This window comes from Herpetosiphon sp. NSE202 (assembly GCF_042688385.1).
GTDB lineage: Bacteria > Chloroflexota > Chloroflexia > Chloroflexales > Herpetosiphonaceae > Herpetosiphon.
In genome coordinates, this window is sequence record NZ_JBHUPY010000005.1 from 217,071 (window position 1) to 233,430 (window position 16,360).

The 16,360-nt window shown below is 48.7% G+C and carries 8 protein-coding genes and 1 riboswitch; of the genes, 3 read left to right on the forward strand and 5 right to left on the reverse strand.

Going from position 1 to position 16,360, the window contains the following annotated elements:
* Positions 1-13: 13 nt before the first annotated feature.
* Complete coding sequence (locus tag ACFMKP_RS07000; protein WP_382290327.1) at positions 14-8,719, reverse strand: FtsK/SpoIIIE domain-containing protein; 8,706 nt, start codon at positions 8,717-8,719, stop codon at positions 14-16.
* Between the two features lie 406 nt (positions 8,720-9,125).
* Between ACFMKP_RS07000 and ACFMKP_RS07005 the strand changes: the two genes are divergently transcribed.
* Positions 9,126-10,229 carry a protein kinase gene (locus tag ACFMKP_RS07005; RefSeq protein ID WP_110517191.1) on the forward strand — a complete coding sequence of 368 codons (1,104 nt, stop codon included), beginning with the start codon at positions 9,126-9,128 and terminating at the stop codon, positions 10,227-10,229.
* 149 nt (positions 10,230-10,378) lie between these two features.
* Here ACFMKP_RS07005 and ACFMKP_RS07010 read toward each other — a convergent pair whose 3' ends face one another.
* Genes ACFMKP_RS07010 through ACFMKP_RS07025 form a run of 4 tightly spaced genes read right to left on the reverse strand, consistent with a single transcriptional unit; the run spans position 10,379 to position 11,725 of the window.
* A complete protein-coding gene (locus tag ACFMKP_RS07010; protein ID WP_382290329.1) occupies positions 10,379-10,678 on the reverse strand; it encodes a type VII secretion target in 300 nt (99 codons plus the stop codon).
* Between the two features lie 45 nt (positions 10,679-10,723).
* Positions 10,724-11,053 carry a WXG100 family type VII secretion target gene (locus ACFMKP_RS07015; RefSeq protein ID WP_382290331.1) on the reverse strand — a complete coding sequence of 110 codons (330 nt, stop codon included), beginning with the start codon at positions 11,051-11,053 and terminating at the stop codon, positions 10,724-10,726.
* A 41-nt stretch (positions 11,054-11,094) separates the two neighbouring features.
* Entirely contained in the window at positions 11,095-11,385 is a 291-nt protein-coding gene (locus ACFMKP_RS07020; protein ID WP_110517197.1) for a WXG100 family type VII secretion target, read from the reverse strand.
* Positions 11,386-11,416: 31 nt separating this feature from the next.
* Entirely contained in the window at positions 11,417-11,725 is a 309-nt protein-coding gene (locus ACFMKP_RS07025) for a WXG100 family type VII secretion target (protein WP_382290333.1), read from the reverse strand.
* An 895-nt stretch (positions 11,726-12,620) separates the two neighbouring features.
* Positions 12,621-12,758: riboswitch (cobalamin riboswitch) on the forward strand.
* Positions 12,759-12,897: 139 nt separating this feature from the next.
* Between ACFMKP_RS07025 and ACFMKP_RS07030 the strand changes: the two genes are divergently transcribed.
* Together ACFMKP_RS07030 and ACFMKP_RS07035 are read left to right on the forward strand one after the other, a co-directional pair.
* Positions 12,898-15,318, forward strand: a complete 2,421-nt coding sequence (locus ACFMKP_RS07030) for a ribonucleoside-diphosphate reductase subunit alpha (protein ID WP_382290335.1) — start codon at positions 12,898-12,900, stop codon at positions 15,316-15,318.
* A complete protein-coding gene (locus tag ACFMKP_RS07035) occupies positions 15,275-16,360 on the forward strand; it encodes a ribonucleotide-diphosphate reductase subunit beta (RefSeq protein ID WP_382290337.1) in 1,086 nt (361 codons plus the stop codon). Before ACFMKP_RS07030 ends, ACFMKP_RS07035 begins: the two co-directional genes overlap by 44 nt.

The window sequence follows — 16,360 nt, forward strand, 5'->3', positions numbered from 1 at the left end:
GCTCCCCTTTACTTTAGCTTTCTAAGGTTCCTTCGAAGGTCAAGATCAACGATTCATCATCGCTGCTGGTCATGTCGGCCATCATTGTCGCGGTTTCAAGATCGAGGCCATCGTGCATATGCTGATCGACCAACATTTGGTGCAGCATCGATCGCAGGCGCTCGGAGCTATTCCAGCTTGCAAAATCCATCGAAATATAATTTTGCATAATTGTTTCAGCAATGTTGCTATCGCCGTTTGCCTCTTTGATGCGTGGCATCAAGCGTTGAATACCTTGGCGAATCAGCGCCGACATTCGAGCCACTGTCGGGTCTTGTTCCACGCTGACTGGTTTATCGCCAATTGTAATTGCCCCAGTTGACCAAGCGGCCCGTTCTGGGTAGCGCTCGCTGATGGTTTCAACCCAGCCATCAAGAGCTGTGATGATCCGTTCTGCCTCATCGCTGGCATCTTCGGTGACAACATGGCTGCCATCGGTATACGGGCTGGCGACTTGGATCAAGGTTGTTTGGCCTGCTTTGACCATAAAGCCCCGACCCATTGGCAATTCCTTGCCCCGAACTTCGCTTGGTGTGCGCATAACCCGCAACGATTCAACCGCTTGAGCTGTTCGTAAGCCAATTCCGAAGTTGGCACTCATCACCCGACGGCGTAGATCATTGACTGAACCATCGAGAGTACCTGCAATAATGACAAATACGCCTTCGCCACCATAGCGCCGGGTCAGCACTGCCATATCGTTCATCACTGAACGCTTGCTTTCTGCTTCGTCGCTGAAATCTTCAAAGTTATCGATGAAGATGTAGACTGGGCGGTTAATCGCTTGCTGGGCGAATGCCTGACACTCAATTTGTAGATTTTCCAACAATGGACCCATTTGATCGATTTCGCTGACGGTTTGCAAGACATGCGGCAAATCAGCAAGGCTGCGTTTGCCACCATACTTGAAGAAGCGTCCACGGGTATCAATCAAGACCATGGCAACCTGTTCAGGTGTGTAGCGATCGGCCAGCGAAAGCACCCAGTTGTAGAGCAAGGTGGTTTTACCAGAGATTGGTGGCCCAGCAATCGCTGCGTGTGGCCCAATCTTTTTGAGATCGTACATGGCTGGCATCAGGTTGTTGCTTTGGCCAACGACGCTCCAAATGACTTTGCCTTCAGCAACTTTATTGGTTTCATCGAGCATTTCGCGCAATGGCACAATTTGCGGCAGAATTTGAATTGGATCAGGCGTGGTGCGCATGCCACCAAGTTGTTCAACCTTGGCCTGCATCATCATCCCCATCAAATCAAGTTCTTCAGCTTCGTTGCGATGGTCGCGGCCATCGGGGCCAACTAAGCCCACTGGCAAGGTTGCTTGGAAGAGCAATGGTCGTTTGCCAACCCGAATATAGCCGCGGCCTGGCACATCGCCAAATTCAATTGCGCCCCGCCCAACAATATCCATATAGCGATCTTGTTGGCCTTGCTTGAAGGTAATCCGCTCGCCAAATAAGCTGTTAAAGCGGCTTGACATATTGGTTGGGAAGTTGGCCGTAACGATAAAGGCAATCCCAACGCTGAGTGAGCGCCGGACCAATGGAATCAAGACCGATTCTTCAACCGCGTCGTAATTCTCGTGGATGATGGCAATGTTATCGATTGCGACCACAATCGCTGGCAAGGCTTGATCTGGGAACTGCTTATTGTATTCATAGATGGTATTGACCCCTGCATCGCTGAAGATTTGTTGGCGTTCGCGGGTCAGGCGTTCCATCTTGCTGAATAAACGCAGCATTTGTTCTTCAAAGGTCTCGTCGTCGGCGTAAATTAATGCTCCAACGTGTGGCAAGTTGCGCAAACTGCGGAAGTTACGCCCGCCCAAATCGACCACATAGGCGTGCAGTTCATCGGGGCTGTGGCTCGCTGCCAAACCGGCGATGATCGAGCGTAACAACGAGGTTTTGCCCCAACCAGAATCACCATAAATTGCCAAGTGATTGGTGCTGAAATCAAAGACAAATGGCAATTGGGTTGCTTCATTTGGATCATCAACCAACAAGGCAGCGGTGCGCATGGCCTCGGTTTCCCAATTGACCCCTGGCCAGAGATGTTCAATGTCACCGTTGATCCAATCGGTCACTGCTGGCTGGAAGACAATAATGCTATTATCTTTGGCATTGATAATTGGTGATTGCAAACTTACGCGCTCGGGCAAGAAATTTGGCCATGGTTTTGGCGTTGGTTGGAAATTGACCAACTCACGTGAAATTTGCACCACAGTATCGAACAGTTTCGGTGTGTCTTCGCTGGTTGAGACTGGTTCTGGCTCACGTTCTGGCCAGAGCACAGCCACTTCGCGATCGTCGATTTGGCTTTCGCCAGTGTACGAAACCTGAATCAGTTCAAGGTTTTCGTTGCCAATTTGCAAATAGCCACGGCCTGGCATGCCGTTGGGCAAGAAGGCTGCGTCTGGTTTGCGCAAGAGTTCACGGCTGGTATCAGGCTGTTCAACCCGTAGACAGAGCCGCAACTTGATATTGGCGCGCATTTGGTCGGTAACACCCTTTGGTTGTTGCGAAGCGAGCAAGAGGTTGACCCCTTGGGCACGACCAACCCGGGTGATACTTTCCAACGATGGGAGATATTCAGGGTTCGAATCGAACATTTCGGCGTATTCGTCGATGATGATGAACAAGTGTGGGTATGCGCCAAACTCTGGCTTCTTGTGGAAGCCACGTTCGCGATATTCCACAATATCCTTCGTGCCGGTCATCGCGTTGAGCGCTTGACGGCGACGAATTTCAGCATCAATCGAGGTGAACATGCGATCAACTGCCGACTTGTTCAAGTTGGTCACGATGTCCACACAGTGCGGCATATTTTCGAATGGCTTGAAGGCACCGCCACCTTTGAAGTCAACCAAGACAAAATTGAGAATATCAGGCGAGTAATTCAGCGCCAGACCCACAATCAAGGTCATCAGTAATTCCGATTTACCAGCACCAGTACCCCCTGCAACCATCCCGTGAACACCGTCACGTTTGGCTTCGAGTTGCAGCGTGCGTGGCCGATTGCCTGAGACAATCCCCAAACATGCTGCCAACCAGCCAGCTTGTTTGCCAGTGCCTGCGTTGTATTCCCAGGTTTTGGCGGTTGCTTCTTTGAGTTCTTCGACAAATGGACGGTCGCCACGGCCAATGTTGTGCATTTCTTGCAGCACTTGGCGATACGACGAACTCTTGGGCAAGGCGGCAATTCCCAATGGAGCTTGGTATTTACCAGGATTATTGGCGATATGGGCATTCATATGCTTGCCGATAACCCGAATTTGGCCAGCTTCACCACGAATTTGCAGTTTTTCGGTCACTTGTGGTTGACCGTCAGCGCCCAAGACATCGGCTTTGCCAATGGTGCCTGGTGGCAAGGCAATGTGATAGCTGAGGGCATCGCGACCAACTTTGACTGCACCACGCCCTGGAATTTCTTCAACTTCTAAGAGCCGTGCGCCAACAATGGCCGAATAGTCACCTGCATCAGAAATCTTGAAGGTCAAGCGTTCGGTAAAGAGGCTATACAGCTTACTTGACAGAATATTCAAACGGCTGGCAGTGATCAGAATATGCAAGCCATAGGCTTTGGCTTGGCGAGCCAAGGCCACAAAGACCTCAAGCAAGTTATTGGCATCGTTGTTCTTATCATCGCCAAAGGTTTCGATATATTCGCCAAAGTTGTCAATTGCTACCAAAATGGCTGGCTTTGGATTGGCAGCGTTTTGGCTGTTGTACTCAGAAAGGGTCGAAACCCCAGCATCGCTGAACAGTTTCTTGCGTTCGTCAACAACATTATTCAATTCGCGCCAAAGCTGCTGAATTCGTTCTTCATAGCCTTGTTCGTCTGGCAGAATCACCGTCCCAACGTGCGGGATGGAGCGCAAGACTTCAAGGTTACGGCCACCAAGGTCGAGCACATGGGCATTGAATTCGTTGGGCGAGTGGGTTGCCGCCAAACTCAACACCAACGAGCGAATCATGGTGGTTTTACCCCAACCAGAAGCGCCGAAAACCACTACGTGACCTTTGTTGAAGTCGAGCACCAATGGCATTTGGCGGGCATTGCCTGGATCATCGAGCACCCCAACGACTGCGCGCATCGCCACGTGATTCCAATCGACCCCAAACCATTGACCTTTATTCTCAAACCAATCACCAACAAAGGCGTTGATTGCGATTCGTTGCGAACGGCCAAGGGTCATCAACGGTAGATAGGTTTTATCAACATAACGTGGGTTGAGCGGTTGTTCGTAGGTAATAGCATCGGGCAATGGCGCTGGCCATGGCGTTTGAGGCCGTGGTCGTGGATGGAGTAAATTTTGCGCCATCGTCACAATTAATTCATAGAACTTGGCCTTGGTGCCGTCTGCTGCTACTGCATAATCGTATGATTCACCAGTGTACGAAACTTGAATCAGGTCAAGATTTTCGTTACCAACTTGGAGATAGCCCCGACCAGGCATCCCACTTGGCAAGAAGGCTGCATCCGAGCGGCGCAACATTTCGCGGCTGGTTTCAATATCTTCAACCCGCAAACAGATCCGATACTTGATGTTAGCGCGCATTTGGTCGGTAACCCCAATTGGTCGTTGTGAGGCCAGCAAGAGGTTGACCCCAATTGAACGTCCAACCCGGGTGATACTTTCCAACTCATCGCGGAACTCTGGCGTATCGCTGATCATTTCCGCATATTCGTCGATGATGATAAACAGATGCGGGAACGGCCCCCATTGTGGGTCAAGGTGGAAGCCCTTGGCGCGATATTCCACAATATCTTTGGTGCCAGTGCGGGCGTTCAGCGCTTGGCGACGGCCCATTTCTGCATTGATTGCAGTAAACATCCGGCGCACACGCGATTTATTCAAGTTGGTCACCAAATCAACGGTGTGTGGCATATCCTTGAAGGGATCAAAGGCACCACCACCCTTGTAGTCGACCAAAATGAAGTTAAGAATACTGGGGTCGTAGCGCACGGCCAAACCGATGATCAAGCTCATCAGCAATTCCGATTTACCAGCACCAGTACCGCCTGCAATCATCCCGTGGACACCGTCTTTTTTGGCTTCAAGTTGCAGCGTGCGTGGCCGGTTGCCCGACATTACCCCAATCGTTACTTTGAGCCAATCGGCATTTTCGGGCTTGATGCTATTTTCCCATGCTTCGCTCATCAGGCTATTCAATTGAGGCCGTAGATCGGCATCGAAGCGAATTTCGCGCTGGAGCATGGTGGCATACATTTCAGGCAACATCGATTTGAAGAGAATCGCCTTAGGCATTGCATCAACCCGCCGTGGCTTGAGATAGTTTTTGCCACTGGTGCGGGCATAGTCGCTCATAAATTGGGCTAACTGGTCGATTTCTTTCATTTCGATCGTTGGGTCGAGCGAGCCATCGCTGCTGATGCCAGCTGCGACCGCCACTTGGAAGCTGAGCGGCTGTGGGCCAACCTTGGTATAGCCCCGGCCAGGAATATCATTAATGTCGTCAACCCGCCCGCCAACGATCGACCGATATTCGGTGTTATCGCTGAGCTTCAAGGTGTAACGTTCGGTAAACAAGCTAAAGATTTGGTTTGATAGCTCAGCAATGCTGCCAATTGTGATGATAAAGTGAATTGCATAGGGCTTGGCTTGGCGTGCAATCGAAATTAGCTTATCCAGCACGCTTTCAACGTTGCTATCTGGGCCTTCGCCGAAGGTTTCAGTAAATTCGGCAAAGTTATCGATTGCAACCAAAATTGCTGGCTGAGTATTGGTTGGATTAACCGCATTGTATTGATAAATATCGGCAATCCCTGCATCGTTGAGCAAGAGCTTGCGCGCATCGACAATGTCGTTGATTTCGCGTAGCAGTTGTTCGACCCGTTCTTCGTAGCCTTCACCGTCAGGAATAATCACCGCACCTGAGTGAGGCAATTTATCCAGCACGCTAAAGTTTCGCCCACCCAAATCGAGAATATACATATGCATCTGATTTGGCGAGTGAGTTGCAGCCAAGCTCATCAGCATCGAGCGCAGGAAGGTGGTTTTACCCCAACCAGAGCCACCAAAGACCACAGCATGGCCGCGTGGGAAGTCAACGGTTAAGGGTAATTGCTTGGCTGCATAGGGATTATCGATCAAGCCAAGCACTGGCCGCATTGCATAATCACGCCAGTTCAGATCTTCGACCCAGCCCGACGTACCATTGATCCATTTGTTTAAGGCAGGGTTCAAGGTCAGATCATGCTCGCGTGGCAAGCCAACCATAATTTCGTCGATGCCCAACAGATATTCTTCAAAGGTAACCGCATTAACATTGGGATCTTCTGAGATCAGGTGTTGGGTCAAGGCAAGTTCGCGTGGCAAGAAGTTTGGCCATGGCGCACGTTGAATTGGCACGTTGTTATCACGTGACAAGGCATCGAGCGTGCTGACGATAACTTTATACAGTTCTGGTGGGCTTTGATCTTGGGTATCAATCCCTGGGTCAACGCCTTCAGCACGGCGGCGATCTGGCCAAATAACTTTTTCTTGCGAAACTGAATTGGGGTCAACATAGGGATCGCCAGTGTAGGCCACTTGAATCAATTCAATTTCTTCATTACCAACTTGCAGATAGCCCCGACCTGGAATACCAGTTGGCAAGAAGGCTGCATCCGAGCGGCGCAACATTTCGCGGCTTTCGCCTTGAGTTTCCACCCGCAAGCTAATCCGGAACTTGATGTTCGAACGCATTTGGTCGGTGATCCCGCTAGGCCGTTGCGCAGCCAGAATCAGCGAAACCCCTAACGAACGCCCAATCCGCGTGATACTTTCCAACTCGCCCCGATACTCAGCCCGATCGGCGATCATTTCGGCGAATTCGTCGATGATGATAAACAGATATGGGTAGGGATAGTGGGTATTGTGGAAATTCTTCTTGCGATATTCAACGATATTTTTGGTATCAGTTTCGTTGTTTAAGACTTGGCGGCGTTGCATTTCCGACTTAATCGCCGTAAACATCCGGGTCACCCCATCGCCAGCCAAGTTGGTAATGATGTCAACACAGTGGGGCAGCCGTTCAAATTCCTTGAATGCGCCACCACCCTTGTAGTCGACCAACACAAAGTTAACCACTGAAGGATCGTAGGTCACGGCCATCACTGCAATCAGCGAGATCAGCAACTCCGATTTACCAGAACCGGTACTGCCTGCGACCATCCCGTGAACACCATCACGTTTAGATGAGAAAACTAAAGTCCGGGTTTTATTCCCCGACATGCGACCAACCTTGGCGCGTAGCCAGTTGGCATATTTCGGTTGGGTGCTGCGTTGCCAATTCTTAATCGCATCGACCTTGAGTTCATCAAGTGAGCCATAGCCCATCAGGTCGAAGAAGGCAACCCCATCGGCAAGGTTGGCCCCAGCGCTTTGGCGCAAATTGAGGGTCGATAGTTCCTCGGCTAATTTGCGCGATTCTTCGCGATTAACAATGTGATCGGCTGCGCCAATATAGCGGAAGGTATTGACCCCCTGCTCGGCATAACGGAAGAATAATTGTTGATGTTGGGCTTGCTTACTGTTGGTTGCTGGCGTGGTCCGTTCAATTTCGATCACCGACTTACAACCACCAGGCACTTTACTGCGTTCTGGCACGAGGAAGATGACCGCAGCACCAAGCTGTGGGCCTTCTTCGATCAAGATTGAAAGTGCTGCGTCCGATTCAATATCGCGCAACCGCTCGCCAGCTTTTTCATACATATCGAGCAGGTCAACCACCAGCAGCATAAATGGTAAGCCTGGGTTGCCACGGCCCGAATTATTATTATTTTCTTCGTTATCTTCCATGCGCATTTTGCGTTGCGATAGAATTTTACGAATGCCTTCCATGTATTGATCTAATTCATCGCCTTCTTCATCAGCATCATCAGCAACTTCTTTAATTTCGCTGACGAAACAAAGTTGCTCATATTCGCCTGGCTGACAGTGGGGCAAGGTTTCGACCCAATCCCATTCGTTATATTTTGAGGCCAAAACATACAAACGTGAATCGGAAGGTGAGTGGAAAACTGCATAATGCGCCAAAATCGAGCGAATCGATTCATAGACAGCATCGCGATCGCCTGCAATCCCCAAGGCATGGGTGGTTGGCGTAATCGGCGTTGCCTTTTCTTTCGAGCCGCCTTCGTCTTCTGGTTTGTAGCGCAAGGTGATAATAATCGGAATATCGGAGACATAGCGCGAATCGGCATCAAGCTTCATGGCTTCACGAGCGAGTGGGCTGCTAAAATTGCCACCGCTCTTAACCTCGTAAACCACGGTTGATGGCAATGTGCCCATGCCAAGCCGCACCGAGCCGAAGTCATCATCAGAAACCCGTCGCTCCCAAATCCGCGCATTTGAGCGGAGGGTACGTTCAGGCTTTTCTAAATCTTGCTTGGCATCGGTAATAACCTTGATCGTATTTGGCGTATCAGGATAGTTATAGCGATAAAAACGGCGTTGTAAATCGTGATAGCCGTGCATATCTTTATTTAATTCAACGATCTGTTCATGGTATTGGCGTTCACGTTCTAAACGTTGGTTTTTTTCGCGAATGAACGAATAGATTGAGAAGCCTGTGGAGGCCAACACCGATAATGCCATCGGGATGAGAATCAAAGCGCCGCCGCCGCCGCGCCCTCCAAACATTGTTACGAAGACATAACCTACAATCATCGTCATCGGCAGAGCCAACTGAATGAGTTTCGAAATCGCATCCTCAGGATTTTCTGGCGGGGATGGGATTTCAAAACGATTAAAAGGTAGCTCTGGTTGAATCCGTGGAGGACGATCTATCATCTGGATAGAGTTTTTCATCGGTGCATCTCCAAAATTCCGCCCATCGATCAGTCACTGATCGGATCTGATGTTGAACACACGCTAAAAAGTGGCACGAGGAGAGAAATTGCGCATTGCTGGTGTAACGCGTCAACTATACCATATAAACCTCTATTTCGGCTAGTGGTTGACAGCTTTTGAATAAATGAGTAGAGTAGTGCCAACAATCCTCGCCTAGCAATCCAGATTACGGTACGATAGAGCCATAATCTGGTTTCCCATGACTACCCATGGAACGGAGTAAGCGCCCATGAAACAGGTATGTCTGTTATGTGAACGAACATCGTTTGATAATAATTTGTATTGTCAAGAAGTTTATTGTCAAGCTGAAAAATCGCCAACAATTCTCGGATATGGAAAATGGCTGGGCGATATTGAAATCGTGCGGCCCGTTGTTGTACTACGCTCTTCAGTTTTATATGAAGCCAGCCATCAAAAAGAGCGCGTGTTTCTTAAAGTAGCCCACGTTGGCAGCGAAAATACTGAACGCTTAAAACGTGAAGCCGAATTTCTAAAAACTATTCGCGTTTCGAACGAACGCAATACGTTCTTGCCAAATTGGCGGCCACCGTATGCAAATGCCACTGTAAGTGCTCAGACTGAAGCCTACGGGCGAGCGATGCTCGGCGAACACCTTTTTTACTATTACTTGTCAGATTTCTTTGCTGGCGAATCGTTGCGCGATGCGCTGACCAAAAATCCGCAAATGTGGGTCAACCATATTGGTTGGTTGGTCATGCGTTTGTCATCATCAATTGCGCTCTTGCAAAGCAAAGGTGTGTTGCATTTTGGGATCAACCCCGAATCGCTGTTGGTGCATTTTGAAGATAATCCTTCAGTACCAACCATTCACTTGCTCGATTTAGGTATTGCGAGCACGCCACAAAATATCAACAACGATTGGTATTCGTTTATGGTACCGCCAGCCTATACTGCACCAGAAATTATGCAGCCGCACCTGCAAAAACCAAGCTATGCAACCGATGTGTATGGCCTCGGCTTGATTTTATATGAAATGCTGGTTGGCGTTCCGGCCTATCCCTTCAAGCTCAAAAGCGATGAAGAGGTCTATCAGGCGGTCTTGAAAAACCATCATGTTAATATGAACCGGACTGCTGACGTGCGAGCAATTGCCGAGCTGGCAGTGCGCATGGTCGATGTTCAAGTCGCGAATCGGCCTCAAAACGCAGCTCAAGTCGTCCAGGAATTACTCAAATTGTTTGGTGAAGTTCCAACTGCCAAAAAGAGCCGCTGGCCCAGCCTCAACACAATCCTGATTATTGTGATTAGTTTATTGACCGTCGCCTTCTTGATTACCTTCTTCGTAACCTTGAACCAATTGAATATTATCTAGACTAGGTCGTGGTTCAAGAGCAGGGTGCAAATCCTGCTCTTTTTTTATGCCTTAATTTCAAGCTAATGAGGTTTTAGCGCTTAAACTCAAACCGACCATGCAAGTGCATGATCGGTTTGAAATACTGGGTAAAATGACTTGGTATAGAACTAGCCGAAGCGGCCTGAAGCGGTGAAGTCTTGGTTTTGGAAGTTCTTGATGGCGGTATTGACATCTTGAGTGATTTCAACACATTTTTCAGCCATCTTTTCGATTTGTGGACGGAACTGATCGATGTAATTTGCTACAGCTGCGCCACCAACCAAACCGATGAATGCGGTTGCTTTAAGGGTGGTTGAAAGGACTTCCAACACTTTAGCAACGGTTTTCAAAACTTGACCAACCGTGTTGATGGTTTTTGCAATTTTTGCAACTTCAGGAACCATCATCTCAATTTTTGCTGCTGCCATGAACTGGCCTCCTTAAGATCTATCTTGAATAATTCAATGTCAAAACTAGTAGAACTTGGCGATGCTGCGCAATTTTGAGTTAACCAAGTTGCGAGCGGTGCTATCAGCGCGGTCGATCAAATCGCGAGCTTTGCCCAAGTTGCTGTGGTAGCTGGTGATGCCAGTCCCGATGCGGGTAACTTGAGGTGTCATCAAGTTTTGCAATTCTTCCTTGAAGGCAGTTGCGCCATCACCCTTCCAAAATTGATCAACTGAACCAATAATTTGCTTAATTGGAGCCAAAGCTTGTTCTTGAATGACATTGAATTGTTGCATCAATTGTTGCAAAACGCTTTCCAAAACTTTGCGAGCCAAGCGCATCAAGAAACTTTTCATGGATAAACTCCTCAATTAGGTATAAAAAGAGCCAATTACGATTAGAAGGTGCTTTTCGCGCCTGAGTCAGCAGCATCCATTGCGGCCATAGCGTTTTTGATGTCGCCTTGGATTTCGGTCATCTTGGCAGCCAATTTAGCCAATGATGGAGCCATCATGCCGGTCAAAACATCAACGAATTCGCTACCAGCGTCGCCTTTGAGGGCTTCGTCGATGGTGCTTGCAATTGACAAAACTTCTTGGGTTACATCTTGAACTTGTTCGTGCGCTTTGGCAAAGGTTGCCTGAGCTTGTTCCATTGTCGCACGATCATACTTCATTTTATCTGCCATGAGAGGACCTCCTTAATTAAAATAGCTAGATTTAGATTTTCCAAGCTTTGAAGATTGCCGCAGCTTCGTCTTCGTGTTGTTGGAAGGTTTGCTTGATTTCGTTGGTGGTTGATTGGAAGGTGTTGAAGGCTTGAATCAAGCGATTGAACGCTGGAGTCATTTCGCCTTGCCATTCTTGTTGGAAGGTGGTTGCTGCATCCCCAACCCATTTTTCGCGCAAGGTTTGTGACAAGTTGTTGAGGGTTTGGAACAGTTGTTGCACGTTTTGCTCGAGCTTGCCGAAGCGTTGGGCAACTTGTGCCATCACTTCTTTGTCGACTTGTACTGTTTCTGCTGCCATTGAAGTAATCCTCCTTGTGTGTTCGGAGCCAAATTGGCTGCACTGTGGCACACAACCGTAGTGCTTGCTGGTTATATCAATCTGACGAAAGTAGTTAGCCGAAGCTTTCCTTTTATGTTTGAGTGATATGACGAGCGACCGAGATTGCTAATAGTTGAATTGTCCTTGGCTGCCAAACGTTGTTTGTGTTCCGCAAGTGCTTGCTTCTAACACCACCAGCCCAACATTACCGCTTTTGTATAAAAAGACCAAATAGGGGTTTATCGATTGTTATTGCCACCAAAGCGATAGGTTGTTACAAAAACTGGCCTAATGAGCGAAATTCGCATCCGTCGAGAAACGAGTTTGTTCAATTAGTGGTTTTTGCGCTTACTGAATGTGCCTGCTTTAACCAAATACATTCTCTCACCCCATGTATTTAGCTATTGCAACGTTGTAATGCTATTTGCTTCACATAAACATCGATTGCCAATTGCGGTTAATTCGTACTCAGAGTGTACAAAACCAAATTGCACTTGTCAAGAGCTTTTTTTGGGGTTTTTCCCACCAATATCGTAATTGGTTAGGAGTCCTGTACTATCCCTCGTCTATTAAGCGTCCTCGGTTGTTAATCAAATCGCCTCAGCGACCCTTGAGAATGGTCTTGGCGCAGTTTTATTCTGTCATTTCAATGTATTCGGCTCCCTGAGCTACCCTGCTAGCTAGCTAATGGCCTACCCTGAGTACTAGGACTTGCGGAATTAAGCAGCAATTTGTTTGATTATCGGCTACTTTGCAACTCGATTTTGAACTCGATTAACCAGCTTTAGCGCGTTGGAATCAGGCAATCAGCTGGTTCTATCAAGCAATTAGGCTTGATTGACGGTTGATCTGGCATCTGCTACAGTACTGGCTACAATTTTTTATTCGTCTGAGGCCAAGTTGTCGTAGCTTGGCTGCAAATTGGGGAAAGCCCGGTGAGATTCCGGCACTGTCGCGCAACGGTATGGCTCAATGCTAAGTCCGAATGCCCACTCAGTTCGAAATGATCGAGATGTCCCTTCGCGTCAAAGGGGGTGATCATTGCCGCTTGCAATTGATGCCCATAGGCTGCTGCCTATGGTTTGGTAATGGTTTATGCCTGTTCCGCTAAGGAGCAGGCATTTTTTTATTTAGCTCATAAAGGATGCTCTATGAATGTGATCGAGGTTGAGCCACGAGCGACTAGCGAGCAGGCTGCTTGGCTTTTGCAACTACTTGCTGAGGCTTGCAGCGCTTATTCCCAAACAACCGATGCGAATCAGCTCTGGCAGGCCGCTAATTTGGGCTTTTATCCCAAGATGACTGCTGGCGAACAACTCCAAGCCTGTATTTTGACCGCTCGCAGCTGGATTGAGCAGGAGCCTGATTATAGTTTTGTGGCCGCCGCGCTCTTGGCCAGCCAACTCGAGTGCGAGGTTTTTGGCGAATATTTGCCAGGTTCAGTGGTTGCTACCCGCTATCCAACGGCATTTATCCAGTATATTCAGGCCGGAATTGAGCAAGGGTTGCTTGATCCAAAACTTGCTCAATTCGATTTGGCTCGTTTAGCGGCGGCAATTGTGCCCGAACGCGATGCTTTATTGGCGTATCCTGGCCTGCAAACGCTCTATGATCGCTATTTTATTCAGTGGGCTGGTTTGCGCCGCGAGTTGCCGCAATTCTTTTGGATGCGGGTGGCAATGGGCTTGGCCTTGAATGAGGCTGATCGCGAAGCCCAAACCCTGCGTTTCTACGAGCTGCTGTCGCAATTTTACTTTACCTCGGCCACCCCAACTTTATTCAACGCTGCAACGACTCATCCGCAGTTGTCATCGTGCTATCTCTCGACAGTCGGCGATGATCTTGAGGCGATTTTTGGGGCGATCAGCGATAACGCCATGCTTTCGAAGTGGGCTGGTGGCTTGGGCAATGATTGGACTCCTGTGCGGGCGCTCGGCACGCCAATTCATGGCACCAATGGCGTGAGCCAAGGCGTGATTCCCTTCCTCAAAATTGTCAACGATACCGCGATTGCGGTCAATCAGGGCGGCAAGCGCAAGGGTGCGGTCTGTGCCTACCTCGAAGCATGGCACGCTGATATTGACGATTTTCTTGATTTGCGCAAGCCAACGGGCGATGAGCGCCGCCGCACCCACGATATGCACACGGCTTTGTGGATTCCTGATTTGTTGATGGAACGGGTGTTGAGCAATGGCACGTGGACGTTGTTCTCGCCTGATGAAGTGTCTGATTTGCACGATTTGTATGGCCAAGCATTCGCGCTACGCTACGCCGAATACGAAGCGCTGGCGGCGCAAGGCTTGCTGCGTTCGGCGCGCCAGGTCGAAGCACTCGGTTTGTGGCGCAAAATTTTGACCCGTTTGTTTGAAACCGGCCATCCTTGGATTACCTGGAAGGATGCTGCCAATCTGCGTTCACCACAAGACCATGTTGGCGTGATTCATAGCAGCAATTTGTGCACTGAAATTTTGCTCAACACCTCAGCCGATGAAATTGCAGTCTGTAACCTTGGTTCGATCAATTTGGCGGCGCATATTCGCGATGGCGCGCTTGACCTCGAAACATTGCGCACAACGGTTACGACAGCAGTGCGCATGCTCGATAACGTGATCGATATTAATTTTTATCCCCGCCCGCAAGCAGCGCAAGCCAATGCCCGCCATCGGCCAATTGGGCTTGGTTTGATGGGTTTTCAAGATGCGCTTTATGGGTTGAATATCAGTTATGCCAGTCAAGCAGCGGTCGAATTTGCTGATCGTTCGATGGAAGCGATTGCCTATTTTGCGGTCGCTGCTTCAATTGATTTGGCTCGTGAGCGCGGCGCATACCCCAGTTTTCATGGCTCGAAATGGGATCGCGGCATGTTGCCAATTGATAGTTTGGCGCTTTTGGCCGACCAACGTAGCACCAAACCGGAGCTTGACCATAGCAGCCACTACGATTGGCAACCGCTGCGCCAAGCCTTGGCTGAGCATGGCATTCGCAATAGCAATTTGTTGGCGATTGCTCCAACCGCCACGATTGCCAATATCGTTGGCACCAGCCAATCGATTGAGCCGACCTATCGCCATTTGTATGTCAAAAGCAATCTTTCGGGCGATTTTACGACCGTCAATCGGGCATTGGTCGCTGCGCTCAAAGCTCGCGGCTTGTGGGATGCAGATTTATTGGCCGAATTGAAATATTACGATGGCGCGATTAGCCAAATTGAGCGGATTCCTGCTGAACTCAAAGCCCAATTTTTGACTGCCTTCGAAATTGCCCCAGAATGGCTGATTGCCTGCGCTGCTCGTCGCCAAAAATGGATCGATATGGGCCAATCGTTGAATTTGTATGTGGCCGAAACCAGCGGCAAACGCTTGAATGAAATCTATCTGACGGCGTGGCGCATGGGATTAAAAACCACCTACTACCTACGCACGCTGGCTGCAACCCAAATTGAAAAATCGACTTTGGATATTAATCGCTTTGGAGTGCAGCCGCGTTGGATGCGCAATGTGAGCGAATCGGCCAGCGTGCTAGCCGATAATGTTTGCCCCATCGACGACCCTAGTTGCGAAGCCTGTGAGTAGCGAGGAATTTCGAATGACTGAACAATTTGGGCGCTTCAATGCCAGCGATAAACGCTTGATCAATTGTAATCAAGTTGACGTAAATCAATTAATGCCGTTGCGCTATGGCTGGGCTTGGGAGCATTATCTCAATGGTTGTGCTAACCACTGGATGCCGAACGAAGTGTCAATGACTGGTGATATTGGGATTTGGCGCTCGAATACGTTATCGGCAGATGAGCGCTTGATGGTGCTGCGCAATTTAGGTTTTTTTGCGACGGCTGAAAGTTTGGTTGGCAATAATATTGTTTTGGCAATCTTTCGCCATATTACCAACGCAGAATGTCGCCAATATCTGTTGCGCCAAGCTTTTGAAGAAGCGATTCATACCCATGCATTTTTACATATTGTTGAAAGTTTAGGCTTGAATGAGCGTGAAATTTTCAATATGTATCATGAAATTCCGGTAATTAGCCAAAAAGATCAATTTGAGATGCAATTAACTGCGGCAGTGCTTGACCCGCAATTTAACACTGAAACCCTCGCAGGCATGCAAACCTTTGTCAAAAATCTGATTGGCTATTATGTGATTATGGAAGGTATTTTCTTTTACAGCGGTTTTGCAATGTTGCTTTCGTTGCATCGGCGCAATGTATTAACAGGCATTGGCGAACAAATTCAATATATCCTGCGTGATGAAACAATTCACCTGAACTTTGGAGTTGATTTAATTAACGGCATCAAAGCTGAAAATCCAGCAATCTGGACTGCTGAATTTCAAGCTGAGATTGTGCAATTAATTTGCCAAGCAGTTGAATTAGAAGCCCAATATGCTGCTGAATGCTTGCCACGTGGTGTAATGGGCCTGCATGCAGCAATGTTCCGCGATTATGTGCAATATATCGCCGACCGCCGCCTACAACGGATTGGACTGGCGACGCAATACGGCTCACCCAATCCATTTCCGTGGATGAGTGAAACGATTGATTTGACCAAAGAGAAGAACTTTTTTGAGACGCGGGTCACTGAATATCAATCAGCGGCCAGCCTAGAATGGGATTAA

Bases quoted from the DNA above. Each gene is read 5' to 3' on its own strand.
- ACFMKP_RS07000 (WP_382290327.1), bottom strand. From the start codon at position 8,719: ATGACGATGATTGTAGGTTATGTCTTCGTAACAATGTTTGGAGGGCGC.
- ACFMKP_RS07005 (WP_110517191.1), top strand. From the start codon at position 9,126: ATGAAACAGGTATGTCTGTTATGTGAACGAACATCGTTTGATAATAAT.
- ACFMKP_RS07010 (WP_382290329.1), bottom strand. From the start codon at position 10,678: ATGGCAGCAGCAAAAATTGAGATGATGGTTCCTGAAGTTGCAAAAATT.
- ACFMKP_RS07015 (WP_382290331.1), bottom strand. From the start codon at position 11,053: ATGAAAAGTTTCTTGATGCGCTTGGCTCGCAAAGTTTTGGAAAGCGTT.
- ACFMKP_RS07020 (WP_110517197.1), bottom strand. From the start codon at position 11,385: ATGGCAGATAAAATGAAGTATGATCGTGCGACAATGGAACAAGCTCAG.
- ACFMKP_RS07025 (WP_382290333.1), bottom strand. From the start codon at position 11,725: ATGGCAGCAGAAACAGTACAAGTCGACAAAGAAGTGATGGCACAAGTT.
- ACFMKP_RS07030 (WP_382290335.1), top strand. From the start codon at position 12,898: ATGAATGTGATCGAGGTTGAGCCACGAGCGACTAGCGAGCAGGCTGCT.
- ACFMKP_RS07035 (WP_382290337.1), top strand. From the start codon at position 15,275: ATGTTTGCCCCATCGACGACCCTAGTTGCGAAGCCTGTGAGTAGCGAG.